22 protein-coding genes and 2 pseudogenes are annotated in these 26,856 nt (G+C 65.8%); 10 read left to right on the forward strand and 14 right to left on the reverse strand.

The features are described 5' to 3' along the window. The first annotated feature begins 205 nt into the window (after positions 1–205). Complete coding sequence (locus D3273_RS01130; RefSeq protein WP_129222745.1) at positions 206–430, forward strand: hypothetical protein; 225 nt, start codon at positions 206–208, stop codon at positions 428–430. A gap of 335 nt (positions 431–765) precedes the next feature. On the opposite strand, the gene D3273_RS01135 is transcribed toward D3273_RS01130, so the two are convergent. From D3273_RS01135 to D3273_RS28980, 3 genes and pseudogenes are all read right to left on the reverse strand, one after another. Further along, entirely contained in the window at positions 766–1,923 is a 1,158-nt protein-coding gene (locus tag D3273_RS01135) for a DUF1501 domain-containing protein (RefSeq protein WP_129223021.1), read from the reverse strand. An 81-nt stretch (positions 1,924–2,004) separates the two neighbouring features. Then, positions 2,005–3,441 carry a DUF1800 domain-containing protein gene (locus D3273_RS01140; protein WP_129222746.1) on the reverse strand — a complete coding sequence of 479 codons (1,437 nt, stop codon included), beginning with the start codon at positions 3,439–3,441 and terminating at the stop codon, positions 2,005–2,007. A 125-nt stretch (positions 3,442–3,566) separates the two neighbouring features. Next, a pseudogene (locus D3273_RS28980) lies at positions 3,567–3,770 on the reverse strand (IS21 family transposase); the annotation flags it as partial. A 199-nt stretch (positions 3,771–3,969) separates the two neighbouring features. On the opposite strand from D3273_RS28980, the gene D3273_RS01145 reads away from it, so the two are divergent. Continuing rightward, a complete protein-coding gene (locus tag D3273_RS01145) occupies positions 3,970–5,040 on the forward strand; it encodes an ADP-ribosylglycohydrolase family protein (RefSeq protein ID WP_245500919.1) in 1,071 nt (356 codons plus the stop codon). Between the two features lie 43 nt (positions 5,041–5,083). Here the strand turns inward: D3273_RS01145 and D3273_RS01150 are convergent, their stop codons facing one another. Next, positions 5,084–6,280, reverse strand: coding sequence for an HNH endonuclease (locus tag D3273_RS01150; protein WP_129222747.1), 1,197 nt, complete (start codon positions 6,278–6,280; stop codon positions 5,084–5,086). 429 nt (positions 6,281–6,709) lie between these two features. On the opposite strand from D3273_RS01150, the gene D3273_RS01155 reads away from it, so the two are divergent. Beyond that, entirely contained in the window at positions 6,710–7,468 is a 759-nt protein-coding gene (locus D3273_RS01155) for a hypothetical protein (protein ID WP_129222748.1), read from the forward strand. Between the two features lie 247 nt (positions 7,469–7,715). Continuing rightward, on the forward strand, positions 7,716–8,264 hold the full coding sequence (locus D3273_RS01160; protein WP_129222749.1) for a recombinase family protein: 549 nt from the start codon (positions 7,716–7,718) through the stop codon (positions 8,262–8,264). A 903-nt stretch (positions 8,265–9,167) separates the two neighbouring features. Here D3273_RS01160 and D3273_RS01165 read toward each other — a convergent pair. Both D3273_RS01165 and D3273_RS01170 read right to left on the reverse strand, forming a co-directional pair. Further along, the gene (locus D3273_RS01165) at positions 9,168–9,824 is read right to left on the reverse strand and encodes a hypothetical protein (protein ID WP_129222750.1); all 657 of its coding nucleotides are present in this window, start codon (positions 9,822–9,824) and stop codon (positions 9,168–9,170) included. Continuing rightward, a complete protein-coding gene (locus tag D3273_RS01170) occupies positions 9,821–10,345 on the reverse strand; it encodes a hypothetical protein (protein ID WP_129222751.1) in 525 nt (174 codons plus the stop codon). Before D3273_RS01170 ends, D3273_RS01165 begins: the two co-directional genes overlap by 4 nt. Before the next feature lie 102 nt (positions 10,346–10,447). Here D3273_RS01170 and D3273_RS01175 point away from each other — a divergent pair, with 102 nt between their 5' ends. Next, entirely contained in the window at positions 10,448–10,912 is a 465-nt protein-coding gene (locus D3273_RS01175) for a hypothetical protein (RefSeq protein ID WP_129222752.1), read from the forward strand. A 427-nt stretch (positions 10,913–11,339) separates the two neighbouring features. Here the strand turns inward: D3273_RS01175 and D3273_RS01180 are convergent, their stop codons facing one another. Beyond that, entirely contained in the window at positions 11,340–11,933 is a 594-nt protein-coding gene (locus tag D3273_RS01180; RefSeq protein WP_129222753.1) for a Panacea domain-containing protein, read from the reverse strand. Positions 11,934–12,129: 196 nt separating this feature from the next. Beyond that, complete coding sequence (locus tag D3273_RS01185) at positions 12,130–13,125, reverse strand: IS1595 family transposase (RefSeq protein ID WP_129222754.1); 996 nt, start codon at positions 13,123–13,125, stop codon at positions 12,130–12,132. 72 nt (positions 13,126–13,197) lie between these two features. Between D3273_RS01185 and D3273_RS01190 the strand changes: the two genes are divergently transcribed. From D3273_RS01190 to D3273_RS29890, 3 genes are all read left to right on the forward strand, one after another. Further along, positions 13,198–13,464 carry a helix-turn-helix domain-containing protein gene (locus D3273_RS01190; protein ID WP_129222755.1) on the forward strand — a complete coding sequence of 89 codons (267 nt, stop codon included), beginning with the start codon at positions 13,198–13,200 and terminating at the stop codon, positions 13,462–13,464. Between the two features lie 397 nt (positions 13,465–13,861). Next, positions 13,862–14,593 (forward strand): hypothetical protein, encoded by a 732-nt coding sequence (locus D3273_RS01195; protein WP_129222756.1) that lies wholly within the window; start codon positions 13,862–13,864, stop codon positions 14,591–14,593. A 147-nt stretch (positions 14,594–14,740) separates the two neighbouring features. After that, positions 14,741–15,004, forward strand: coding sequence for a DUF6894 family protein (locus tag D3273_RS29890; RefSeq protein WP_428977746.1), 264 nt, complete (start codon positions 14,741–14,743; stop codon positions 15,002–15,004). A gap of 1,142 nt (positions 15,005–16,146) precedes the next feature. Here D3273_RS29890 and D3273_RS29895 read toward each other — a convergent pair. After that, positions 16,147–17,193: pseudogene (locus D3273_RS29895) on the reverse strand (N-6 DNA methylase); the annotation flags it as partial. 871 nt (positions 17,194–18,064) lie between these two features. On the opposite strand from D3273_RS29895, the gene D3273_RS01205 reads away from it, so the two are divergent. Beyond that, a complete protein-coding gene (locus D3273_RS01205) occupies positions 18,065–18,676 on the forward strand; it encodes a hypothetical protein (RefSeq protein ID WP_129222758.1) in 612 nt (203 codons plus the stop codon). A gap of 66 nt (positions 18,677–18,742) precedes the next feature. Further along, positions 18,743–19,108, forward strand: coding sequence for a DUF2958 domain-containing protein (locus D3273_RS28985; RefSeq protein WP_245500920.1), 366 nt, complete (start codon positions 18,743–18,745; stop codon positions 19,106–19,108). Positions 19,109–19,260: 152 nt separating this feature from the next. Here D3273_RS28985 and D3273_RS01215 read toward each other — a convergent pair whose 3' ends face one another. The 5 genes from D3273_RS01215 to atpD form a co-directional block, all read right to left on the reverse strand. Continuing rightward, positions 19,261–20,136 (reverse strand): restriction endonuclease, encoded by an 876-nt coding sequence (locus D3273_RS01215; RefSeq protein WP_129222759.1) that lies wholly within the window; start codon positions 20,134–20,136, stop codon positions 19,261–19,263. A 1,774-nt stretch (positions 20,137–21,910) separates the two neighbouring features. Continuing rightward, positions 21,911–23,086: a tyrosine-type recombinase/integrase gene (locus D3273_RS01220; protein ID WP_129222760.1), complete on the reverse strand. Its 1,176-nt coding sequence runs from the start codon at positions 23,084–23,086 to the stop codon at positions 21,911–21,913. Between the two features lie 511 nt (positions 23,087–23,597). Continuing rightward, entirely contained in the window at positions 23,598–24,572 is a 975-nt protein-coding gene (locus D3273_RS01225) for an L-threonylcarbamoyladenylate synthase (protein WP_129222761.1), read from the reverse strand. A 129-nt stretch (positions 24,573–24,701) separates the two neighbouring features. Beyond that, the gene (locus tag D3273_RS01230) at positions 24,702–25,103 is read right to left on the reverse strand and encodes a F0F1 ATP synthase subunit epsilon (RefSeq protein WP_129222762.1); all 402 of its coding nucleotides are present in this window, start codon (positions 25,101–25,103) and stop codon (positions 24,702–24,704) included. 253 nt (positions 25,104–25,356) lie between these two features. Beyond that, the gene (atpD, locus tag D3273_RS01235) at positions 25,357–26,841 is read right to left on the reverse strand and encodes a F0F1 ATP synthase subunit beta (protein WP_245500921.1); all 1,485 of its coding nucleotides are present in this window, start codon (positions 26,839–26,841) and stop codon (positions 25,357–25,359) included. Between the last annotated feature and the right edge of the window lie 15 nt (positions 26,842–26,856).

Below are 26,856 nucleotides of genomic sequence, written 5' to 3' on the forward strand. Positions count from 1 at the left end.
CATTGGTCTCTTCCGGACATACCCAGGCGAACTGACGCGACAGAAGCTTAGGGCAGGGATTAGACGAGCAGATTTGGGCCGTACAGGGACAGAGGTCGTGAACCTACGATGAAAAAATGAGCCAGCCCTCATTCAGCCGAAAACCCCCAGCTAATGTCTGTCATGCCGCACCGTACCGCGCGGCGCTGGAGACGGGAATGACACAATGAAGAATATCCTCGTTGGTACCGTGTTGATTCTGATTTCCGCTGGATCGGTTCCGACTTTTGCTCAGGACGGGCGTGAGGCGCAGATGATTGGCTTCCATGATCTCTGTGACCACGGTGATAAGAAAGCCTGTGTCAAGTTCGGAATGATGCTGCAGCAGAATGCCGATCGGCAAGCTGATTGGCGTCGGGCTCATCCCGACTGGTTTTTTTTCGAGCGATGACATAACGGCTCGGCCGCTGCACGTAGGGTAAACCCTTCGACCCTGGCGATGATTTGGTCGCCAGGGCTAGACTAAGTTACGAGCTGTGATCCTCTGCTTTGAAATAGATATCAAGGCATCGTCCCTTGTGTCGAATTGATTGTAAGCGTCGCTCCGCCCTCACTTTTCGAGGCCTTGCGTGGCGTTCGAAGATCGAGGCCCAAGGAGGCTTCGATCCATGTCTATGCCTGGGCTTGTGCTCGTGTCTGAGAGGCCGCAGCGCTTCGACGTCTGCACCGGCAGGGGGCGCCGACGCCGCTTCACCGCGAGCGAGAAGGCTGCGCTCGTCGAGGACATCAAGCGAAGAGCCGCGCCATCGGCCGCACGCCCTCTGAGCCCGGGAACACGCTGCGGGCGAGCACCTCCTCCGACAGGCCCCACTGGACGGCGAGAACGCCCTTGAAGATCGCCCGTAGGTCGGTCGTGGGCTTCAGGTCGCGGCCCTCGTGGAGCTGAGCGGGGGCGAGGCCGGGCCAATCGGCGAGGACGAGGCCGCCCTTCAGCGCGCCGCCAGCCAGAAGCGCCACTGTGCCGGTGCCGTGGTCGGTACCTACCGTGCCGTTGATGTGGACGGTGCGGCCGAACTCCGTCGCCACCACGACCGTCGTGTCGCGCCAATGCTCGCCGAGCCCCGCTTCCAGAGCCGCCACCGCGCCGTCGAGCCCGCCGAGCAGCTGGGCCAGCCGTCCCGTCGCCCCGCCCTCGTTCGCGTGGGTGTCCCAGCCGTCGAAGGCCAGGGCCGCGATGCGGGGCCCGTCGGCGGCCGCGAGCAGGCGCGCCGCGCCCTCGGCGGCCTGCCGCATGCCCTGCGGCGACCCCATGTCGCCGCCTCGCCCCATGCCGCCGGGCGTCCCCGTCTCGGTCGCGGCCAACCGTTCCGTCGCGAGCCCCTGGGCCAGCGCCATGCCCAGCGCCGGGTCGCGCCGGGCGTAGAGGTCGAGCACGCGGCCAGCAAGGTCCGCGCCCGCCGTTGCGGGGCCGGCCTGCGGCGCCCAGCCGAGCACCGGCGCCGGTCCGCGGATCACGAGCGGCGCCACGGCGCCGACGGCGAGGCCCGTCGTCCCGACCCGCTCGCCCGCGGGCAGCGCCGCCATGGCCCGGTTGAGCCAGCCTGAGGCGGTGAGGCCCGGCACCGGCTGGCCGCTTTCCAGCACGTCCTGCCCGTCAAAATGCGAGCGCTCGCGGTAGCCGGTCGCGGTGGCATGGACCACCGCGGCCTGCCCGGCCCGGAACAGCCGCGCGAAGGCCGGCATGGCGGGGTTGAGGGCGAAGAATCCGTCGAGCGGCAGGGCGGGGTGGTCGCCATCACGCTGCAGCGCCAGCGCGCCGTGCAGCCCGGCATAGGCGGGGTCGCCGAGCGGCGCCACAGTCGAGAGCCCGTCGAGGGCGCCGCGCAGCACGATCGTGACGAGGCGCATGTCGCGCGCGCCGGCGGCCCGGGCGAAGCGGGGCATGAAGGCCCAGGCGAAGCAGCCGGCACCGCCGCCCAGCAGGGCGCGGCGGGTGGGGCTCGGAGTTTCGCAGAGCGACAAGGGTCACCTCCTCTGGAATTCGGGCGACATAAGCGCGATGGCGAAGCCCTGCTGGCGCGACTCGGCGCGCGCGACGGCATCGCGGGTTTCGGGCGACAGGGCGTCGCCGGCCGCAGTTTCCAGCAGGGCGAGCGGGTCGGCGGTGCCGTCGGCCCCGGCGCCCCGCGCGCCGTGCGCCACCTGGGCGGCGAGGTCGAGCCGCAGCTTCATGGACTCGGGCGAGGCCCAGGCCGCGGCCGTGTCCGGGAAGCCGTTCGGCCCCGGCGGTTCCCAGAGTGGCTGTCCTAGCAGGCGCAGCCCGCCCAGCATCGGCCCGGGGTTGGCGGGCGCCGCGCCGAGCAGGCGCATGGCCGCGACGAGGAGGTCGTTGGGGCTGCGCATCTTGGTGGGCGGCGCCGACCAGGCCTCCGGCAGGTCGACGAGGGCGAGCGCCACGGCGCGGAGGTCCCCGTCGCGCGCGCGGAACAGCGTCGCAATCCGGTCCACCGCGGCCGGCGGGGGATCGTCGGCGATGAAGTGGCGCACGAGCTTCACGGCGATGTGGCGCGCGGTTGCCGGGTGGCGGGCGATGTCGTTCAGCGCGGCCTCGCCCTGGCCGAAGCCCCCGCCCGGATAGGTGCGGCCCACCACGGTCTGGTCCCCGGGCTCGTGCGTGGCGGCGTCAAAGGCGAAAGCGCCGGGTTCGCCGTGCCGTCCGTCCCGACCCGCTACGGTCCATCCGGTGATGACGCGGGCGAGCGCTGTCACATCGTCCTGGCCGTAGCCCCCGTCGACGCCAAGCGTGTGCAGTTCCAGGATCTCGCGCGCGAGGTTCTCGTTGAGGCCGTGCCTGCCGTTGCCGCCGGCCCGCGAGGCCGGGCCCACCGAGCGGGCATTGTCGAGGTAGGACAGCATGGCGGGGTGACGTTCGACCGCCAGGAGCAGGTCGGCGAAGCGGCCGAGCACGAAGGGGCGGATCGCCTCGCGCTCGAAGGAGCCCGCGCTGGCGCGCAACATCAGACCCTTGGCGGCCGAGACGCAGAAGTGATTCGACCAGAACCCCACGAGCCGCTCGACGAAGCCGACCTCGGCGGCCTGTGCCATGCGGAACCGCGCCAGCGCCTCCGCCCGGTAGATGGCGGCCTCGGGCTGGGGTGGCGCCCGTCCGGGCGAGCCTCCCGTCATGGCGGAGGGCAAGAGGAGGGGGAATGCCCCCGCCGCCGCCGCCTCGCGCAGGGCTTTGCGGGCCTCTTCGGCGGCGAAGGCGGCCTCGAGGTTCGCGGCCGTGCCGGCGAGGCTCCCGGCGGCATCGGGCCCCACGATGGCGCGTTCGGGCTTCAGCTCGGCCCGGAGCGCCCCGCGCGGGTCGGCCGCCACGCGGGCGAGGTCGCCGGGCCTCGCGCCGAGGCCGAAGCGGTTCAGGGCCGTCACGGCTTCGATCGACGCGGCTTCGGTCGGCATGGCACGTCCCGCTGGTCGGACTTAGCGGGATGTTAGCGACCGGATCTTAGCGGTTCGATGAACAAATGGTGGCAGGGTGGGTCATCTGTCGGCCCGTCCAATGGGTCTGGGACGTCAGCACACCCTTCATGGGTCTGACGGAAGATGACGTCCTGCTCCAGCCCGTTCATGGCGCGCCAGGTCCGGATGCGGCGTTCCAGCGTGTGGCGGACGCCGGACCCGAATTCGGGGTGGCGGCGCACCGCCTCCTCGAATATCGCGATCGGACGCAGCCCGGGGGGAAAAGCCTGCAGCGTAGGGGTCACCAGGGTGGTGAAGATCTCGTCGAGGCCAGCGCGTCTATCCGTTATAGGTGTACCCCAAGAGAACCGGCCAGGACGGGGTGCCTCGCGCCGGTTCGGTATGGGTACACCCAAAAAGAACCGGAGGCGGCGGTACGGCCGAAGAAATCCTCACATCTGTCTGAAGTCGCGGCCTCCCCGCGGAAGCTCCCCGGGGCCATCGATGGCTGGCATGGTGGGAGAGCACATGAGCGAGGACAATCAGGGAAGAGGTGACCGTGAGGGACGTCGCGCACGGCGCAGGGCGGACCCTTCGTCCACGCTCGGCGAGAAGCTCAGGGCCGTCGAGGCCCGCGCCGACCGCCCGGAGCCGGAGCCTGTCCCTGACAAGCCCGGCATCATCGAGCGGGCGCGGGGTATGTTGCTCGGCCTCGCCGTCGGCGACGCGATTGGAAGCTCGTTGGAGTTTGGCCCCCGTATCTCGCCGCCCCTTGCACGCCGAGAGATGACCGGCGGCGGCCCGTTCGACCTCCCCGTCGGGTGCTGGACCGACGACACGGCACTCGCCAACGCTCTGTCGAAAAGCCTCTTGGTATGCCGAAAGTGGGACCCGCTCGACGCCGCCCAGCGGTTCCTCGCATACTACCGGGAGGGCCAGTATTCGAGCGTGCCGGGGACGTGCGTCGACATAGGCGTGACGACCCGGCAAGCTCTGGAGCGCTTCGAGCGGACCGGAAACGCCTACTCCGGATCGACGGACGAGCATTCATCTGGGAACGGCTCGATCATGCGGCTCGCCCCGGTGGCGATTTTCACGCTCGACGCTCCAGAGGCCGAGGCCGTCCGGATCGCTCGCGACCAGTCTAGGCTCACGCACGGCTCCGACGTCTGTCTAGACTCGTGCTCGTACCTCGTGCAGCTCCTCCGGCTCATCCTCCGTGGGGAGTCGGATCCGCTGAAGCTCGCCATGCCACAGTTCGAAGGCCATCCGGACATCCTCAGGGCCAAGACGGCTCTGTGGGGTGGGCTTGAGCGACGAAACGTGAAATCGACAGGCTTCGTCGTCCACACGTTGGAGGCGTCTCTGTGGGCGTGTGCCAACTCTCCGGATTTCGAACGTGCCGTGACCTTGGCCGCAAACCTGGGCGGGGACGCCGACACGACGGCCTGCGTGACGGGCGCCATCGCCGGGGCCAAGTTCGGCGCCGAAGCCATCCCGGCGAGGTGGCTGGAGCCGCTCGCGCAACGCCACAGGATCGGGGCTTTGGCCTTGAGCCTCGTCCGGTCCAGCTCCGAAATTTACCTTCACGTGGCGTGACCCCCGGTCTTCATCGCGAGACCGGCGGCTTCCGTGCTCTTCATCAGTTTTCGCCCTTCCGGCGCACGATCTGCATGAGATTATCGATCGTGAAGGGCTTAGATCGTGGTAGTCCGAGGACGTTGTGCGAGATAGCGTGCGAGAGCTCGCCGATGAAGCTATGTCCTTCGGGTGAGCCGACTTCGAGTCCATCCGGACGCAGTTCACGCCATCGATCCTCAACCTCAATCTTTATCATGCGCTCACGCGAGAACTGTTGGTGGAAGGCACCCATTTTGTTGAGCTTGTCGAGGTAGCCGGAGTGGTCCTCGGACCAGTGTGGGGCGTCCATCCAAGCCGCGTCGATCGACATGTTGGGTCCGATGTCGTCGGACCACCGACCGGGATCGAGCGGATTGGAGACGAGCACCGCCTTTTGCTCCGCGATGCCACCCGACGGCGCGAGCGTCAGGCAAAGTGCGTACAGGTTGTAGAGACCGAAGTAAGCTTTCACCCGCCCGTTGGTGTCGCTCGCGACGGCGATGTAGTTGAACAGGGGGCCGAACGCTTCCGCCAACGCCGCATGGCCTTCGACGTATCTATCGTCCATGGTCGTCAGGGCCACCTCACCTTTGTAGTCCCCGTTCAGGGCGAAGTGGCGTGCGTCGTCGTAGCAGCCCTTGTGCAGTTCATCGTTTCCGACCGCGGTGCACCAGAGCACCAGAGCGGACTTCATCATCATGCGGCTGCAATCCAGACCGCCGAACGAGATCTGGTGCCCGACGCTGCCCGGTGGGAGATCCTGGACGACGCCCGTGACCTTCGCAATCTTGGAAATTAGTTCTTCGACGGTCATCCCGCGCTTGGCCGCGGCGTGTGCGAACGAGCGCGCGATATCGTCCTCGGATCGCCCCGTTATCTGGAGCGAGAAGGTGCCGTCCGGCGCCAGCGTGTCGTTGAACGGCTTGGATGTCACCAGCCGCAGCCGACCGTCCCCCAAGACGTCGAACGTCATGTCCCCCGAGGTGACACGGATTGTCGGCGCAGGTTCCCCGTTCCCGGACGCCATGGAGAACATGTTTCGGATCGGCTTAACCTGCTCGGCGACAGCCTTGTCCACAGTCGAGCCGAGCTTCCCGTTGCAGGCCGAGCAGATGGCCCAGCGCGTCTTCCGGCGCCCGCCGAGCGCGTCGTTGAGGACGTGCTCGGGTTTCGTGCCGTGGCCCACCTCGGCAGTTTGACACAGGATGCACTTCGCCAAGGCCTGCCTCTCAGTTCAGCGTGGTCACGCACAGGGTGAGAGGTCGGCACGTCCGGGCGGAAGGGGGGGCGGAGCGACTTCGGACGGGCGTCGGCTTTCTCACTCGGTGGTAGCCGGACGACATGAGCTACACCGCGTCTCGCGCTGGGTCGAGCTTGAGGTTGCCTCAACCCCTTGCCGCATTCCAGAGACCCGGATTGCGTCGAAGTCCCTGCCTCGCCGGGGTGCTGTCGAGGATGCCCCTCCTCTGGTGAACAGCTTGGATTTCCCAATCGGCATCATCAACGGCGCCGATGGTCAGGAACAGTCCGCGCCCAGGTAGGCGACCGCGATGCCGTTGCAGATCGCTCCGAGCACCGCGCCGGAGCCGTTCGACCACCTCGCCGCTTTGGCGATGGGCGGCGCCTCGAACAACCGGAGCTGATGCCCGTGTCCAAGGTCCTGTTCGACTTCGACCGCGCCACGCGCGACGTCGACAACCGGGTCGCGCTGGACATCGACGGCGGTCCGCTCGTGTACGGCTTCGTCACGGATGATTTCGCCTACACCCTCGGCAATCAGTTCGAGGCCTTGAACGAAAGCATCGGCGGGGCGAACCAGTACGCCCAGATGGCGACGCTCATCGCCAACAAGAGGGTGAACGTCGGCCAGTTCATCTTCCGCAACCTCAACCAGACCGTGAGCCAATGGGTGGGGTCCGAGCGGATCGCCTTCACGCTCAACCTCATGTTCGTCGCCACCAACCCCGACGCCGACGTCATGGCGCCGATCCAGATCCTTCAGCAGCTCGCCCTCCCCACGCAGGGACAGGCTCCCGCCTTCACGGGCGAACTCGGCAAGAAGGTGACGAGTTACGTCAATTCCTTGGGCGGCCTCGTCCTATCTGCCCCGAACGGTTACGCCGGCACGAACTCCGACGTTCGCGGCGCTGTCGGGATCTCGATCGGGCGGTGGTTCCAAACCCCGAAGTGGTTCGTCGTGAGGCGGTTGAACCCGACCTTCTCGAAATCGCACATTCGCAACGGCAAGCCGCTCTACTCCATGTGCGCGGTCCAGTTCGAGGCGTACCGGCTCCTCCTCGCGTCCGAGGTCAACGGTTTCCTCGTGGACGTCCAGAACACGGACAGCGACTTCATCTCGTATGAGGGCAACCCTTCGGGAACCTTCGCCGGCCGGCTCGGGAGCTGAGCGACGGCGACGGTTTCCGCAGCCGGACCGGCGGTGGATCTGTCGGCGGTGGTTTCGGGGAACCGCCGAGGTCACCCCATCCGATATGACGGGCCCGTCCTCGTCGGCCGGGCTCGGCGGACCTCCACGGGCTTCAGCGGTTCTCCACGGTCGAAACGGACGGATCTGGTTGCGGCCGACCGGCCCCGGCCCCACGTCACACGAACCTCGACGGACGTCGACGTTTACGTGACAGGGAAGGGTCGCCATGCCGAAACCGCTCATCACCTACCTTCGGGTGTCGACGGCGGGCCAGGGCAAGTCCGACCTCGGCTTGGACGCCCAGCGGACGACGCTAGCCCCGTTCGCCGAGGCCGAGGGGTTCACGATCGCGGCCGAGTTCGTGGAGGTGGAGACGGGCAAGGGGTCTGACGCGCTCGACCGGCGCCCGGTGCTCGCCGCTGCCCTCGCCGCCGCGAAGGTGCGGAAGTGCCCCGTGGCCGTCGCCAAGCTCGATCGTCTGTCCCGCGACGTGGCCTTCATCTCCGGTCTCATGGCCGAGAAGATCCCCTTCCTCGTCGCCGAGCTAGGGCCTGACGCGGATCCATTCATGCTCCATCTGTATGCGGCGCTCGCCGAGAAGGAGCGCGCCCTCATCTCGACCCGCACCCGCGAGGCGCTTGCGGCCGAGCCCACCCCGCCAGACCTCTCCACCAGACCCCAAGAGAAATACCTATCACCCCCCGCCGATGAACCGCCCGCGCCGCCGGTTGCCGAGATAAGCTCCGGCCCGCCGATCCAGAGCCAGTTCATCTGAGTCTGACAGACCACGATCCCGGCCGACGACGCGCCGAGCCCGTTCGTCGGGGCGAGCAGCACCGGCCCTTCATCGCAAGCCGTTGTGATCTCCCGCCTTTCTGACTTCCATTTCCATTTCGGGCTCGGGGCACTTCCATTTCGGGCCTCCTCGGCATGTCCGCCCCGCCGTCCTCGACCTCGGAGATGGCACATGCGGTCCCGCCGGAGCCGCTCGGAAGCTCCGCCGCCCCCCTCCGGACGGGCCGGGCTTCGCGCGCGACGCGTCCCGTCGACCAACGCGGCGGAAAATCTGCCGTTGGCCGTGAAGAACGCGACCCTCCCGTGAAGCTCCCCGGTCTTGGTCGTGCCGGAGGGGATCGGCTGGAAGAGTTTCATCGCCGGGCGGCTTCCGTCCGCGCCGTCTTGGACGAGCTTCGGCCCTATCTGGCCGACGTCGATCGAAAGGCAACGCCCGCGGCCCGGGCCTTCATGGGCCCCTACAGTGCGCTCGTGGCACACGACGCGGCCGTGGACCGCCTCGACCGGCGGAGCGACATTTCATCGCCGTCGGGGCGCTCGTGGGCGCCTTCAAAGCGCGCGAGGCGCAACTGACGGCCTAAGGACGACATAGCCGCTCCAGGAGGCCCGGAGCAGCCTTCGGACCGCTATATCGAACCTGCAGCAGCCGATCGGTTTTCGTCCAGGTGCCCTCAGGTCGCGGCGGCGGGCCTTCGCCGTCCGTTGCGAGGCATCCGGACAGGGTCAGGACCACCCCGTGGTAGCCCGCGGGGCATGGGATAGCCTCCGTCTCCCGGTGTCCCACGGCAAAGCACACCTGGAGGTCCGCAGACAGCCCCACGGGGCGTGGTGGGATCGCCGGGTGGCTCGTCGCCCCGCCGGGTATGGCGGCCCGGAGCCGCCGTTACCCGTACATGCGGACGAAGGTGTGCAGTAGCCTCATGTCGTCGCCGACCCTTCTCGGCATCCCTCCCTCGAGCACGACGGCGTCGTGTACCGGAGGCGCCCAGTCCACCAACTTTCCGGCTCTCGGGTGGCCCGCCGCGACCCGTTCGGCCACTTCCCGGGAGCAATCTTCGAGCGTCGGTCCCAGTACGTAGGCGACGAGCATGCCGGCTGGGTGCCCTCGACTGTAGGTGCCGTCGATGAACTTACCGATACCAGCGGTCATGTAATACCGGGAGAGCGCGTTCTGTCCGGGCGCCAATCGTTTGCACTCCACGCCGAAGTACGACTCGTACCTACCCCACTGATGTGGGAACTTGACCTTCAGGTCGATGCGGCCGGCCACCTTGCCACGCTTGTACTCCGGAAGGTTGATCGACGCCTCAAGAAAGAACTCCAGCGATTCGATCCGGGCCCGCCGCTGCAAGTCGATGAGGTTTTGGTGCAGGAACACTGACAGGCGATTCTCCAAAGCCTCGGGGTCCCCGGGAAGGTCCTTAATGCGCGTCCTCCTCGCCGCAACGACAATGAGCCGTACGACCGCGGCCAGTTCCTCCTCGGCGATGCCCAGGCTCGGGGCGCCACGTCGTCCATCGTCCGCGAGGCGGAAGGTCACTGGGAGCGCCGCAGCCAGTGGTCGGCGAGGATGGCGTCCCCGTCCATCAGCCCCGATGCCACGTTCCAATACCTGCGCTGCACCGGCTTGATCACAGTAACGTCGCCCTCACCGTACAGCCGGACGTGCCTTCGTTCGCGTAAGTAGGGCGTGGGTGAACGCATCAGCAGCGTCCGTAAGCGCGCGACCGAATCATCCGCCCTGGCACGGTCCCAATCGACGACCGCGTTCCTGGGTGCGCGACCGGGGCGCATGGCGAAACGGACGGAGGCGAATCTGTCGAGCGGTCCCCCTCCGGCGTCCGGCATTGCGGCGACGCAGGCGACGAGGTGGCGTCGGCCGGAGACGCGGAGCACCGCGTTCACCGTCCCGCACACCGCGCGTGCGTACACCTCAACTTCCGCCTCGGAGGCGGCCGCGATGTCCTGGGCGCGCGATGCCCGCGTGTCGAGGAAGGTCGAGGCGCCCCGGGACACGGCGTCCTTGACGAGGTCGCGCTCGTCGGCGCTGAGGCGGTACATCTTGGCCGCGAAAGCGTCGAGGGCCGCACAATCGCGGTCTTAGGTAGCAAACTCACCAAGGGCTATCTGCCTGAGATCGCTTAGGTTTGATACCATAGCGGGATGTCCGATACCATCCGCCCCGCTCGCACCGACACCTTCGAGCACACCATCTCCGGCCTGCTCACCAAGCGCGCCGACTTGTTCGGCGAAGCGGAGCGCATCCGCGATCGGCTGGCGGAGATCAAAAACGACGTCGCCGCGATGGACCGTGTCCTCGGCACGCTGGGCTATACGGGTGATCTCGACGCCGCCATGCCGCGTCAGAAGCGCGAGGTCATCTTCGGCCGAGGCGAGCTGACGCGCGGCTGCATCGACGAGCTGCGGGAAGCGGATGGCCCGCTCACGTCGCGTCAGGTTGCCGAGGCGCTGCTCTCCGTTTCAGGCCAGGACGCGCGGGACCGCAAGCTCATGGCGGATCACACGAGGCGGGTGTCCAAGGCTCTCCGCGTGCTCAAAAGCGAGGGGCGCGTGACGGCGGCGAAGGACTCGCACGGGAACATGCTGTGGCGGCTGGCGGGGCGGTGAAGGCCGGTGATCGACAGTGGTGTGGGGCCAGCGTGAGAAGAGGACATCGCCTTCTATGGACATCCTTGACGTATCGCGTTGCAGATCCGCTTAATGTTCCTGCCTTCCATCGTGAAACTGTTGGAAATCGCGTTGTGCAATTCGAGGAGATGCGCTCTGGAAAGACAACCTATACAATTGCCGATACTTCCAAGCTCGTCATCACGGTAAGCAACGATGCTATTGCAACTAACAAAGCTATGTGTTTTCGTGAGAAATGTATAGGGTGGGTTATCGATCTTATAGTCACCCCCGTTGTCATCAGAGCTGATGAACAGAAAGGTATGATCTTCCTGCCAATCAGCGTCGCAGATGAAAACATGGTATTTGTGTCGGAGGTCGTGACCTTTAGCTTTATCTGTCTCCCAATAAAAAACTTCTCCCAATCTCATTTCATGTTCTCTGCTATTAGCTCAAGCTCATTAATTATGATAGACTTTTTTGGGTTCTCATCCAGCATGTCTTCATAGTACATGAGCGCGCGATTGCCCTGTTTCCTATTCTTCCACGCATAGTCATAAGCAAAATGCTTATGAGTGATGCGATACAGGTCATCAAAGCTCTTATCTCCATACCTTTTCAGAATGTCATCGAAGACATGGATGTCGCTTCTAGAGAAAATATCATAGTCTACCGCTCTCAATGGATGCGAGAGGATAATTATGTTGTCCCTACGCTCAAGCTCAATGGGCAGACCCGATATGCCAGCCGCCTTTAGTGCGTAAAATTTACCTTTGATGAGATCAAGAGCATTAGTCGCAACTGGACCATAATCGAGCGCATAGTACGTTTCGAACGTAATTGGCCTCCCGAACTTGTTGAAGTGCTCTCGATCAGCAAGATACATAAATTTTACAGCTTGATACTGATCTGAGTTCGGGTGCTTGTGAGCAAGATAGAGCAATAACTCAACAATCTTGTCGAGCTTTGGCTTAAACTTCAGTTTAGGACCGTTGCTTCCGGCAGGGACAGACTGACGCATTATGACGGCCTCCCGCCCTTGCCGGTGGGATGCGCCCTCAAACCGATCACTGCTACGGAAGATTTATACAAACAGAACATTTCATAAGCTAACTTGTCGAACATGTTTTTTTCGTTGTCAAGAAATTTTCGAGCGACATAGGACGAAAAGAGAACCGCCGCTGCAATTCGCCACACCTAAAATTGAGCGAAGCGGCTCAGATCGCCGCCCGTTGCCAGTACCCCTTCCACACGCGGCTGACCGGGTGGCGCAGCGCCGCCTCGGTCATGGCGAGGTACTGCTCACCGTTGGACACCCGGCGGTGATCCTCGCGCCACGCCATCTCCTGGCTGTAGGCTTCGAGGTAGGGGCCGGCGATGTGGTGGTGGATGCCGATCTCGGAGCGGCGGATGCGGGAGAAGAACGACTCCGCGCCGTTGGTGCAGGCCTCTGCGGTCGAATAGGCCTCTTGGTGGTTGATGCGCTTCGTCAGGAAGCGGTCGTGCAGGCGATCCCAGGACGCCGCTTCGTCGGCATAGAGGGTCGAGCCGGCCGCCACCTTGGCGCCGATCGTTGACACGGCGGCGGCCTCGGAGCGGAACACGAAAGGCAGCGTCTCGCCGCCCCGCTCGCGCATGACGACAACCACCTTGCGCTTGCCGGTCTGATGCTCGGCCTTGCGGCGGTCGACGCGGTTCGCCTTCTCATTGGCGGGCTTCACGTAGCCGCCGAAATAGGCGCCATCCACCTCCACATCGCCTGCAAGGGTGCGCTCGTCACAGTCGGCCGTGATGGCCTCGCGGATCTTGTGGGCCAGGACGAAAGCCGTTTTGTATTGGCAATCCAGATCGCGGGAGAGCTGCAAGGCGCTATGGCCCTTGGCGCCGTTGGCGAAGATCGCGATGGCGAGCAGGATGTCACGGATGGGCATCTTGCGGCTGGCGAAGATGGTGCCGGACGTGACGGAGAACTGGTGGGAGCACGCCTTGCACTTCCACAGCTTGCGAGCGCGGTAGACGTAGGTGGCGGCGCAAGCGCAGCGGGGGCACACGGCCTCGCCCTTCGTCTCCGTCCAGCGGATCAGCCGGAAAGCGTCATGCGCTTCCTCATCCGAAAGCCGGGCAACCCGAGCGAGGCTCAGGCTCCTTGCGGCTTTGGAGAGGAGGAAGTGCTGAGGCACGGCGAGAGGTCCAACGTTTTCCGTTGACCTCAGTGATAAGCATCGAAACCGTTGGCGTCAACTCAAAACGTTGACGTGGGCGGCGGATTTCCGTACCACGCTCACATGACGACGACGCCCCCGATCCTGACACCGGAACAGAGCCGCGCTGCGCGTGGATGGTTGGATTGGGGCCAAGCGGAGCTTGCCGCCGCCGCGAACGTCTCCCTTTCGACGGTTCGGGATTTCGAGAAGGGGCGACGGGTTCCGATCTCGAATAATCTAGGGGCAATGCGAGCTGCCCTTGAAGGGCAAGGGATCGCGTTCGTTGAAGGCGAAACGACATTGGGCGTCACCGGACCGAAGCCCGGCGCTGGACGTGATTCGCCGTAGCTGGTAGAAACAGAGGTGGACTAGGAGGGGGTCGGACCCTCGGCAGGACGGATGGAAAGCCCCCGGCCAGCACCGGCTCTAGCCCTGGTACAAAAGCCGTGGCGGTCGCCCGTCACAGCTCATCTCGTGATGCATCCTTGGTGCTCACATCAAGGCCGCCACCTCTAGCCAGGTGAGCGGCCTTTCTCAATTAGCCCCTACCGCGTCCGTGAGCGTGATCGCGACATGAGCGGCTGTTGTCGTCATACCCAACCTTTCCCGGCAACCTGCCGATGCCGCTTTCTGCCACATGACCAGACGCGAAGTCAACGCGAAAAACGATAAAAGAAGAACGTCATCTTGAGAGCGCGTCTTCGTTGTGCTAATTTGCGGTTATCGCCATCGGAGGGCGATTCCGATGGCTCACATCCGTAGCCCAAATTACCCGTCCATCAGCCTTGCCGAAGCCCTTGAGCGAGTAAAGAAGGTTCACGATCGTGAGCGTCAGCACTCGACGGCACGTGATGTCGTTATGAAGTGGATGGGATATGGCAGCTCAAATGGAGCGTCACTCGGAGCCCTCTCCGCAGCTCGGAAATTCGGCTTATTGGAGCGGCTCGGGAAAGGTGAGGAATACAAGGTTTCCGATCGAGCTGTTGCGATTTTCCACCCCCATACTCTTGCGGAAAAGGCAGAAGCCCTGGACGCAGCGGCCAGGGCACCCGCGCTTTTTGCCGAGTTGCTGGACCACTATAAGGGCAGCCTTCCCAGCGACGAGAGCATTCGAGCGTACCTTATTCGCCGAGGATTTACGCAAGGGTCCCTCGGCGGCGTCGTGCAGTCTTTTCGTGAAACTATGGCGCTTGCTCAGAACGCCACCGCCTCGTATCCTTCCAATGCGTCTTCTCGCCCTGAAACGGGTGAAGAGGAAGAGGAAGAAGAGGAGGAGAGTGTGCCAGCGATTGAGCAGGCGCCCGCGCAGCGCCGGCCTCCAAATCTGGATGGCCCTATGAAGGTGTCGTTCACGGGCGGCAGTGTCGAGGTATCTGCGATACTCACTGATGCCGAAGCCGTCGACAACCTCGTCAGAGCGTTAGAGGCGATGAAGGGCCTCTTGCCCAAGCCGAAGAACGACGAGGCCGCCCACTAAGGCGGCCTTTCCGTTTCTATGCCGCCAGCAGCCCCACGCCCTTCCGTACGCCCCGTGCGGGCGGCATGACCTCACCCCATCATCCCGTCGGAGCAGAACCGACCCTTGATCCGTCAGGTTGCCGCAGGCCAGCGCTGGAGATCCGCCATGCCCCGCTTCTTCTTCCACCGTACCGATGGTGATTTCGATCCCGACCGTGAGGGAACCGAGCTGCCTGATCTCAATGCCGCCCGCCTTGAAGCGATCCGCTACGCCGCCGCGACGGTGAAGGACCACCCGATCGAGGTATGGTCAGGCACAACGTTCCGGATCGAGGTGAGCGACGATACCGGGATGCTCCTGAGCACCGTCATCATCCTGGAAATTGAGGCGCCCGCGGCGCGCGGGTTGAGGGGGAAGCTAAGTCCCTGATTTTCCACGTTGGTGAGGCAGCTACATAAGACCGCACAATCGTCCGATCGTGCGGTCGCCATTGCGGCCGTAGCCCGTTCCGCGAGCTCGTCCGACATGTCGATGATGGGGAACCGGATGCCCAGCAGATCGGTAAGGTTCACGGATGGCCTCTCAAAACCGAGGGGCCCGGCACCGAAGAGTAGCTGGAAACCCGGGACCGCCGAATTGAGGAGCGCGCACACCACGACCGCCCAGCGTCGGTCGCGACCCGCGAACGAGAAGCCGTAGAAGCCATGGGAGAATGCGAGATCCCCCGTGTGCAAGGCTGCGGAGGTGCGCCCCTTCTGGAGCGCCTTGGCGTGCGCGGACTTCGGGAAGACCACGAGTGGGCCCTGGTACAAGCGGGGCCGACGCTCCCTATGGAGCGCATGGATCCCGCGTTCTGGAAGGGAATCCATCTTGCAGCCGTCCAAGGTGATGGCGGAGTAGTCCTTCGGCATGAGCGCCGGGAGGCTACCCATCCAATCCCCGAGCAGCTTGGGCGGTACCTCTCCCTTGCTCTTCATTTGAAAGCCCTGGCCGTAACTCGTGGTATGTGGGCCGACGACTTGGCCGAAAGTCGGGAATTGGGTTGTCAGTCGCTCGATAAGGCGCGCGTCCCGCGGCGTGCCCAGCATCGACGCCTTCATCAGCGATGGGTTTCCGATGACCGAGACCTTGGGAATCGTCCTCATCTCCGCGGAGGAGATCGTGATGGCCCCGCTCCGCGCGAAATCCGGGTCCCAGGCCAACGAACCGACGAGGATCGTCCCGCCCGTCGGCAGGGCCGGGCAGTTGCCACAAACGAGCAGGCCGGGCGCCTGGGCCTTGGAGAACAGTCCCGCATGCCGGAATGACGACAGGTCCAGTAAGGCAAGGCGGTTGATCCGTCGTAACACGCCGTCACGGAAGCGTGTGGCGTTTGCCGCGCTGGACAGGAACGCCGTCGTCTTCAGGTACATGGCAATGCGACCACGACCCTCGGACAGACCGACGGCTGCGGCGAAGAAGCGCTGGTCGGGTGCCCGGCTCGCGAACTCCTCCGTCGTCGGGCCGTCGCGTCCCTCCTCGACCGCCCCCATGCGGTTCTCCAACCCGACATTCCCGCGTTCGTCCCACTCGTCCTCGTCCGTGTGAGGCTCGTCATCCCGTGTCCCCAAGGCGCCATGCGTCCAGGGTGGATTGCCGACAATGACGTGCGGGTGCAGGCTCCTCGCGAGATCCAGCCCGGGCGCGGAAAGGAAGTCGCATTCGAAAAGGGTGCGGCCGATGAGTCGATCGAACCTCGTGCCTTCACCGGGCTCCGCCTCGGTCTCGAGTTCCAGCGCCGCCAGATATAGGCTGAACGCGGCTATCCGGAGCGCGGCCGAGTTGACGTCGATGCCGTAGACCTGCCCATAAAGTATTTGTCGGACGATTCTCCGCGGACGGATGCCGTCGCGGCACCTCGTCCAGACCAACCGACGGAGCGCCTCCACGAGGAAAAGGCCCGAGCCACACGTCGGATCGAGGACGCGCGACTTGGTCGGGAGTCTCTCGAAGACGGGGTCGAGGGCCATGTGGACTAACTCCACCGGCGTGTAGTGCAGTCCCAGACGCTTGGCGGAGTCGCCGACGGCACGGCGGGCGAACGTTTCGTACACCGAGCTGATTAGATCGATCGGGACCGTGTCGAACCGGAAGCGGAACAGGCGCAACTGTCCCTTGTCGCGCTCCGAGATGCCTGTCCCCTGCACGAAGTCACGGAGTAGGCCGACCTGGGCGTCGTCGATCCGATCGCCGGTTCCAGGGGGGAACACGTCGCCGTTAAAGGTGGCGGTCAACCAATCGAACAGTTGCAGCGCCGAGGCTTGGTCCGTGAACGCGTCCACCAGATCGGCTGTGATGCCGACGGGGAGCATGGGCTGTGCGATGCCGCGGTCGAAGAGGTAGCTCGCGAAGAGGGTGCACGTGACCAGTTCCTGGCAGCGCGCCCGTTCGACGGCGGCGACCGCACGGCCGGCTCCGTCCGCGTCGGATGGGAGGAGCGCCTGCTCGAGCGCGCGGATCTCGTCCAAGAGGACGCGGTCGACCTTGCGGGATCGGTCGATGCCCCTCGCCAGTCCGGACGCCCAGAACGCTCCCGTGTCGAGCGAGAACCGGCCGCAGAACGCTTCGAGCTCAGCCATCTGCTCATCGACGTCCAGAAGGAAGCGGCGGAGCGGGCCCCGCACCCCACCGTCGCCGACGCCGCTGAATGCGTCGTACACGCGGACATCCACCGGGGTCACGATCCAGAGCAGGGGCGCCAAACCGAGATTCCAGGCCCTCTCATGCCAAGCGTCGAACTCGACCTCCGCGTCGACGACCCCCGAGCCCTTGACGATCAGCTTGGGCCCGTCGCCTGAGGAGTACACCGCGTCGGCCGCAAGCCCCGAACGCCGCGCGAACGCAGGTTCAAATGAGGGACCGCCCTCGCCGACGTCGCGGAAAAGCCCCTCGACATCGCCTCCACCCGGCACGACGAAGCCGGTGCGGACGAGCGCGCGCTCGACCGCGTTGCTCACGGGCCACCCCGACGCGATCCGGGAACCACGCGTCTTATGACCCTTTGGGCCGAACGAGGAGAGGGGACCGCGTCGATAGGGCCGCCAACGACGGGGCGTTCACGGCCTTGCGTCTCCATCACCGATCACTCCTCGACCCTTGCCGTCCCAACTATACCACGACGCATGGGCGGGACCGATCCACCGGCCTACGGAGACGTTTGGATGTCCACATGATGCGAGTGGCCCCGGTCGTCACGGCCGACCGCATCGTCGGGGAGGTAGCGAGGGCTGACCGCACCATTCCGTCACGAGCTCTTCGCCCTCCGTCCGGTGCACGTCGACGTCGGGTCAGCTCGATGCGCGGGGGCACGCCGCTCAATAGTTGAAAGACGCGCGACCCCGGCCGCCATGCCGATCCGAACGCGCCCAGAAACGAACATGGGACCGCCTACTTTTCGTCAATACCTGAACTGAGACTGAAGTTTGTTCGTCGATCGGAGGAGACGAGACGATGTACATCGATAGCACGTGTCCGCCGCTCGGAGCGCAGTCCGGCTCGGCTGGGGAGCCTCCACCTAGTTTGAAGCCCGAAGCCTACCAGGTAGCGTCTCGCTCGCCCAGCGTCGTCGTGGCCTCGACCGAGGAGGAACTCGAGGAGGCTTTGCAGGGAGTTAAGAAAGGCAGCGTCGACGCGATCCGTTGCAAGGGCATCGTCGTGCCCGGAGTAAAGGAAACCTTCGACTACCTGCTCGAACACGGGAACGGGATCTTCCTCGACGCGCTCGTGGGCTTGCCTGCGGCCGTGCAGACCGTGTTCACGGACTATTTCGAGCGAAGCGAAGAGCTGTCGAAAATCCTTCACGGCCGTGACTTCCACAAGTTGCTCGAGTTCATCAGGAGCTTCAAGTTCAAGCACCCGGTCATGTCGGCGTTCTCGGCGGTTGGCTTGGCTTACGCCATTTACAGGGGATGGAACTCGAGGAAGAGACGGCGAGAAGTGATCGAGGGCAAACCGTTCGGGCCCGCCTGCGACGACTTGTTCCGGCATGGCTACCGGGTCCACGACAACAACGGCGATGAGTTCACGTTGCGGAATGATGTCGTCCCTCGCCAAGCAGTTTGAGCGGTGAGCGGACGGGTAGTCCCGGGCCCTCAGCTGCCCAATGTCATCGATGGCCCGTGACTAAGCATGAACGCCCAGCCACGCTTCGTGGATGCCCACCTCGGTAGACCGCCCTTTCGTCCAGAAGCTGACCCCGACGGCGCTACCCCGGACGCCGCAGCAGACATCCCTTGCGTGCCCGATCTCGCTATGCCTTCGATGGCGCTCAGCTCTCCGCCGTTGAACGACCTTCTCACACCCGACCAGCGCACAGCGTTCGTCGCGAACGGGCGTTGGACCACGGCCGGCGCCGACATCGACCCATCGCCCGTCGTGAAGCTGTTCAAGCCCGACACCGATGCGACGTGGCTTTTGACCGAGTTAGAGGCCGGCGAGCCAGACCGGGCTTTCGGGCTATGTGATTTGGGCCTGAGGTTTCCCGAACTCGGATAGGTCGATCAGGTCGGTCCAGTCGACCGTGTTGGTCCGCGGCTGCGGCCGTCCGTCGGCGCTTACGATCTGCACCTCCTTCTCGGCGCGGAGGTCGACTAGCACCTTAGAGATGATCCCGGTAGTCGCCGGCCCGTCGTTGCATAAACCATCCGTCAGAAGCTCGCCAGGGCCGCTTCGTCGATGGTGACCTCCTCGACCATCCGGACCTTGACCCCGATCCCGTGCGCCTTGAGGAGGTCGCAGAGCGCGTCACCGTCGACGAGATCGATGGCCGGCGCCCCATCGCGGGTGGCTTCACGCCGCGCATCAGCCGTGAACGCCCCGGTGGTCAGGATCAGCCCCTTGTCGGCGCGCCCAACCATCGCTCCACGGAAGTCCCGAACTGTCGAAGCCCCCACAGAGCCCTTCCACCGCTTGCACTGGAAGATGACCTGGAAGGAGAGTAAATTCATTCGGAGCACGCCGGTGCCGTCGATGCCGCCATCTCCTGTCTTGCCGGTGACCTCGACGCGCGTGAAGCCCGCCTCGCGGAGGAGGCGCTGACAAAGGCGTTCGAAGGCAGCGGGATGTATGTCGCCCAGCGCCATGAGGAGGCATTCTCGCCATCCTACCGTTTCGTGGTTCGAGGGCGAGGACTCATCGGGCCCCGGAGGTGCGTCCTCAACGAGAGAGGCGCCCTTCCGGAGCGCGTAACTTGCCTGACGCACTCGCTTCACAAGCCCGGGCTCGTCACCGCCCGCGAGCGCTGTCCGTCCCTCGCCGGTGAGGGCCCAGACCCCGCGCCCGCTGTTCTCGACGAGGCCAGCGTTTTTCAACCAGCTCCGCGCCCAAGCGCACCGGTAGTCAACTTTCGGGAGCGGGCCGTCCTTGTGGACGTAAGCCCGCACCTCGGCCGGCAGGGCGAGCACCTCCGCAACGCGGTCATTGATTTCATCATTCGAGGCGGAGCCGCCCAGCCCATCAAGGGCCCTGAGAACGGGGACGAAGAGGTCAGGGACGCGCGGTACCTGACCGACATCGACCGGCATGGGTGACCTCCGAAGGAAAGTGCGGCCGGCACCGGCGCCCTCCCGACTTTCCTGGTTTCCGTGTTGCTCGGCAACCCTGACCGTAGCCTCGGCGACGTCGTAAAGACGTTTTCAAAGCCGCGGGGGGTAAGGGGGGACCGCGCGAGCGCTATCCGCCCCCGCCGCCGCCGGGGAGCCATAGCCGCCCGGACCACCGGCTCCGCCGCCGGGCCCGCCCCGCCGGCCCTCCCCCACCAGACCCCGAGACACCTGCCTATGACGGCCCGGCGATGAGCCAAACGCCCCGCCGGTAGCCGAGAGAAGCCCCGGCCTGCCGATCCAGAGCCAGCCCATCTGACTCTGACCGCTTACCGCGACGGCCGACGCCGCCCCGAGTCCGTTCGTCGAGGTATGACCGGATGGCCCAGGCGGGGCGAGCAGCAGCAGCGGCTTCGACATCCAAGTCATTGCGACATGATGCTTTTCTGACTTCCATTTCCATTTCAGCCTCTCGGGCCTTCCATTTCGTGCCTTCCTTGGCCTGTGCGGTCCGCACACGGGTCGGCCGTCGCCCGGCTTTGAAGTCCAGCGACTTGCCGAGGACCCGACCCGACGGGCCCGACTCGTGCAGCCTGTGTGGGTCAGCAATCGACGTCCCACCGGCCGCCACACGCTCGAACACGCCATGGACTTTGTCCAGGGCGTTCGAGGGCATCAAGCCCGACCCATCTGTGTCCGACCACGATCCCGGCCGACGCCCCGCCACAGCCATTCGTCCCGAGCGTGAAGGTCGACCACGGCCCATCCGATCCCGCCGACATCGTCGAGGGACCAGCCCCCACCCTGCCTACCTGGATGAGGACAACCGGCGCGGCACCTGCGGCTACAATTCCAGGTCACCACCTTTCATTGACGGGACAGACCTCGGACATCGTCAGGTCTGGCGAGGCCGATGGTGGACACACATCCCACGGGCCCCAGGCCATCCAGGGGCTTCATGGACGGCTTCCTCCTCCGGACGGCCATCGCGGCCACCATAGGGATCGGAAGGCCCCTCACAATGCCTGAGTGGCGACCTCCTCGGCTTCGTCGAGGCCACCACCGACTGGTCGGTCAGAGATGGACTTGAGTCCCACGATCCCGCCCTTAGGCTACGGGTAAGTGACCCCCAAGGGTTCGTGCCCCAAGAGTGACGGAGCACCAGCTCGGCCTCGGACAGGGCAGCGACGGAGCCCGGGACGGTGACGTCACCAGCCCGTTCATGGAGGTCGGCCCTCGGCCGTAGAGGGCGCGAGGAAATCCGGCGCCGCGACGAAAAATAAGGAAGCCCGGCTAGGCATTTTCCGTCGCGGCGCCCACCGGCTCCGATCGCCCGAAAGCGGCTATGTCCAGAAGGAGAGCCCCCGCCCTCATTTTCGGCATCGTCCGCCACAATCGTCCGAGGTCGAGGCTAAATCGTCTATTGGGGGAGCGCTCTTCCGGCGGTGGCCCGCCCCGCGCGAAGCCCCTCCAGGCGTTCGCGCGTGAGGTGCCGAGCGGGATCGGTCTCCCCGACGCCCGAGCCGCCACGTTCATCCCAACGAGGACGTGGCGAAGGCCGGAAGAGCGCTCTCCGGGTGCGCGGTGTTAACCCACCCGGACCCGTGTATCGTATGCCGATGTCGACCCGATGGGCAACAACGAAGACCTACTCCGGACCATTCGGCCTTTTCATGGACCCGGCGTTGGACATATCTACTCGATATCAGCCCTTAAATGCTTGTTGGAAATCCAAAACTCTTGATCGCGGCGGCGATCATGAGCAGGCTGTTACCTCACCTCGGCAGAAGCGAGCCCAGGCTTCCATCATGCCGCGCCTCTTCTCCATCATGTCACCCCGACGATAGGCAGCCTCCACCTTGTTGGTGATGCCGTGGGCCAGGGCGACCTCGCTCATCTCGTTCGGGTATTTCGTGCGCTCGGTCGCCCAATCCTTGAACGTCGACCGGAAGCCATGGACGGTGATGTCCTGCTCCTCCAGCCGGAGAATTTTGTCCATCGACATGTTCGATAGCGGCCTCCCCGGCTTCATGCCCGGGAAGACGTAGTTCCCCGAGGCCGCTTGGCGGAGCGGCTCAAGGACGGCGAGGGCCCCGGACGAAAGGGGGACTCGATGCTCCTTCTTGGTCTTCGTCTTCTCCTTCGGGATCACCCACAGAGCCTTGTCGAAGTCGACCTCGGACCACTCGACGGTGAGCGTCTCGGTCGTCCTCGTCGCGTTAAGGATCGTGAACTCCAGCGCCCGAGCGGAGAGTCCTTCCCGCAATCGAATCCGCCCCAGGAACGCAGGCAAATCATCGATCGACATCGCCGCATGGTGACCGCGAGACAGCTTCGAGGCCTTGGGGAGGAGTTGATCGAGGTGACCTCGCCAGCGTGCCGGGTTCTCCCCGGCGCGGTGTCCCTTGGCCTTCGCGGCATCGAGGACCTTCTCGATCCTCCCGCGCAGCCGTGAAGCCGTCTCGGGAGTTTCAAGCCAGATCGTTTCGAGCAACCCAAGAATGTCCCCCGTCTCCACCTGATCGACCCGCTTCGGGCGAATCGCGGCGGCATGCTTCGTCAACGTCATCGCCCATTGATCGGCGTGCTTCGGGTTGGTCCACTCGGGACGCTTGGCCTCGACGTAGGCGTCGGCGACCTCACCGAAGGTCGGGACCGCAGCCACCTTGGCCCGAGCCGCGAGGGGGTCTCGCCCTTCCCGGAGCTCACCGCGCGCCGCCTCGGCGAGAACTCGGGCTTTCGCCAAGTTGACGTCCAGGGCGGAACCCAGGCCCATCTCGCGCTGCCGTCCCGCCAATTTGTAGAGGAAGACCCACGACCTCGCGCCCGACTTGGTCACGTTAAGGTACAGGTTGCCCCCATCGGCGTGTCGGCCTGGCTCCTTGACGTTCATGACCGAGCGGGCCGAGAGGAGGTTTCGTCGAAGGGCCATCGTCACCGTTCCCTAGTCGCTTCCCTAGTCTCGGGAGCGGTCCGAGGCGGATATCGGCGAACGTCGGCGACACGACAAGGGGCTACTTCCCTGTTGTTTCAGAGGATTTCCGGACGTCAGCGAAACTCAGCGACAGCCGGTTCGACAGACGCTCTCTCCGCCAACTCACCTCGCTCCCTTTTCAACGTCTTTCCTCGTAGCATCCGGTGGTCGTTCGCCTGATCGACGGTGCGGAACGCCGGCGGTGTCGCGTCGGCTCGCTGCGCCGAGCAGGCTCCGAGTTTGTCGTCGCCGCCGAAGCCTTCGCGGCGGCCCTCCTCCGAACCGTCCCGCTTCCCGTGTGGGCCCAGCGTGGAGGCCCGGCCTGCGTCGAGGCCGGCGGCGCCGGACCCGCGGCGAACCCGTGTAACCGCGAACGGATGCGCTCCCCCTGATCGCAGACGGAGTCTCGATGCCGTCGGGGAGCGACGGCCGTTGAGGGGCACCATGCGACGCGGCGGCGCCCCCGGCATCACCGCTGCGCCGCGGCCCGTGCCAGGCGATCCCGGATGGCTTCGCCGAGCCCGGACGGTGGGATCGGCGCCACCGCGATGGCGCCGGTGCCGCCGAGGTCCTCGTCGAGCCGGCGCAGGAAGCCGAACAGGTTGGCGGCGGCTTCGGCGAGGTCGCGCCGGGGCGACAGGTCGAGCACGGCCCCGCCCTGCCCCGCGAAGCGGCCGCCGAAGTCGAGCCCGGCCTCGCCGGGCCGCAGGGCTTCGGCGTCGAGGCGCACGACCGCGCGGGGAGCGTAATGGGACAGCAGCATGCCGGGCGCGATCGCCGGGCCGCCCGGCGCCGCATCCGCGAGGCTGCGGCCCAGCACGGCCTCGATCGCCCCGCGCGTCGTGCCGCCGGGGCGGAGCAGCGTGGGTTCACCCAGGCAGGACAGGATCGTGGACTCCACGCCGACCGCCGTCGCGCCGCCGTCGAGCACGGCGTCGATGCGGCCGTCGAGGTCCGCATGGACGTGATCGGCCGCCGTCGGGCTGATGCGCCCGGAGCGGTTGGCCGACGGCGCCGCCACGGGCCGGCCGGCCGCCGCGATGAGCGCCAGGGCCACGGGATGGGCCGGCACGCGCAGCGCCACGCTGTCGAGCCCGGCGCGGGCGAGGTCGGACAGCGTGCAGCCGGGGGCGGCCGGGACCACCAGCGTCAGCGGACCCGGCCAGAAGGCGCGGGCCAGCGCCAGGGCGTCGGCGCCGAAGCTGCCCTGCCGCCGCGCGGCGTCGAGGTCCGCCACATGGGCGATCAGCGGGTTGAAGCGCGGTCGCCCCTTGGCGGCATACACGCCCGCCACGGCTTCCGCCGATGCCGCGTCGGCGCCGAGCCCGTAGACGGTCTCGGTCGGGAAGGCCACGAGGCCGCCGCGGCGCAGCAGTTCGGCGGCACGCCCGATGCCGGCCGGGTCGGCCGCGAGGCGGAGTGTGGTCTTGGAAGGGTCGGTCATGCGGCCAGGATAGACCGGATCCGCCGCCGATGTCCGGGCAGGCGTGCGCCCATCGGCGCGGGTCCAAACGACGAAGGCCGCCCATCCCTCACGGGATGCGCGGCCTCGAAGGCGGCGTCGAGCCGGGGTTCAGGCCACGAGGGCGCCGCGCAGCTCCTGGAGCTGGTTCAGCTTCTCGGTGGCGAGCCGACGGCCCTCGTCGGTGGAGGAGGCGTCGACGTCGCCCTGGGCGGCCCTGATCTCGGCGTCGAGCTTGGCGCCGTCGAGCTGCTCGACCGGCACGGAGCTTTCGGCCAGGATCGTCAGGCCCGTCGGCGCCACGTCGGCGAAGCCGCCGCGCACGAAGAGCCGCTGCGCCCGGCCGCCCGCCTCGTTCACCGTGACGATGCCGGGCTTGAGGGTCGTCATCAGCGGAGCGTGGTCCTTCATGACCGTCAGCTCGCCTTCCGACCCCGGCACCACGACCGACTCGACCTCGCCCGTGAAGAGCAGGCGCTCGGGCGACACGAGTTCAAAGGGGAAAGAAGCCATCACTGAGCTCGCCGATGATTATCTGCTGCGAAGAAGGTGAGCGTCAGCATCCATGGGATGCCGAGCAGCCCGAGCGCATCCCAGAAGCCGACCCAGAATGGGTCCTATGGCATATGGGACCGCTTCGCACCGCCGATCGGTTCCGCGTAGAAGCAGTCGAAAGCGGCCAGCGCGAGTTCGAGCCATCCGAAGACGGCGGAAACCACACAGGCCCCCGCCGCCGAGATTACCAGGAAGACGAGTTCGAAACGCCTCAAGCCGCCTTGGCGAGCTTGCCGGCCTTTTCGATCGCTTCCTCGATGTTGCCCACCATGTAGAAGGCCGCCTCGGGGAGGTGATCGTACTTGCCTTCGACCAGGCCCTTGAAGCCCTTGATGGTGTCGGCGAGCGACACGAGCTTGCCGGGCGAGCCGGTGAAGATCTCGGCCACGTGGAAGGGCTGGCTGAGGAAACGCTCGATCTTGCGGGCGCGGGCGACCGCGATCTTGTCCTCCTCCGACAGCTCGTCCATGCCCAGGATGGCGATGATGTCCTGGAGCGCCTTGTAGCGCTGCAGCACCTGCTGCACCTGGCGGGCGATGCCGTAATGCTCCTCGCCGACGACGAGCGGCGACAGCATGCGCGAGGTCGAGTCGAGCGGGTCCACCGCCGGGTAGATCCCCTTCTCGGCGATCGAGCGCGACAGCACGGTCGTGGCGTCGAGATGGGCGAAGGAGGTGGCCGGAGCCGGGTCGGTCAGATCGTCGGCCGGCACGTAGATGGCCTGGACCGAGGTGATCGAGCCCTTGTTGGTGGTGGTGATGCGCTCCTGGAGGGCGCCCATGTCGGTGGCCAGAGTCGGCTGGTAGCCCACCGCCGACGGGATGCGGCCGAGCAGCGCCGACACTTCCGAGCCCGCCTGGGTGAAGCGGAAGATGTTGTCGACGAAGAACAGCACGTCCTGCCCCTTGTCGCGGAAATCCTCCGCGACGGTGAGGCCGGTCAGGGCCACGCGGGCGCGGGCACCCGGGGGCTCGTTCATCTGGCCGTAGACGAGGGCGCATTTCGAGCCCGCGGCGGAGCCGCCGTGCTCGTGCGGATCCATGTTGACCTTGGACTCGATCATCTCGTGATACAGGTCGTTGCCTTCGCGGGTGCGCTCGCCCACGCCGGCGAAGACCGAGTAGCCGCCGTGCGCCTTCGCGACGTTGTTGATCAGCTCCATGATCAGCACGGTCTTGCCCACGCCGGCGCCGCCGAACAGGCCGATCTTGCCGCCCTTGGCGTATGGCGCGAGCAGGTCGACGACCTTGATGCCGGTTTCGAGGATCTGGGCGTCCGTGGCCTGCTCGGCGTAGGTCGGGGCCGGCTGGTGGATGGCGCGGGTGTCGGCGGAAGCGATGGGCCCGAGTTCGTCGACCGGCTCGCCGATGACGTTCATGATGCGGCCGAGGGTGCCCTCGCCCACCGGCACCATGATGGGCTTGCCGGTGTCGGTCACGGCCTGGCCGCGGGTCAGGCCCTCGGACACGTCCATGGCGATGCAGCGCACGGCGTTCTCGCCGAGATGCTGCGCCACTTCGAGCACGAGGCGGTTGCCGTTGTTGTCGGTTTCCAGCGCGTTCAGGATCTCGGGCAGGTGCCCTTCGAACTTCACGTCGACCACGGGGCCGATGACCTGGGTGATCTGCCCGGGCGAGCGCTTCCCGCCCGCGTCGTTCAGGCTGTTGTTGCCGGGGTTGTGGGTGAAGTCGTCCATGGTGGTTCCTCGGCT

The organism is Lichenibacterium minor (genome assembly GCF_004137685.1).
Lineage (GTDB): Bacteria > Pseudomonadota > Alphaproteobacteria > Rhizobiales > Beijerinckiaceae > Lichenihabitans > Lichenihabitans minor.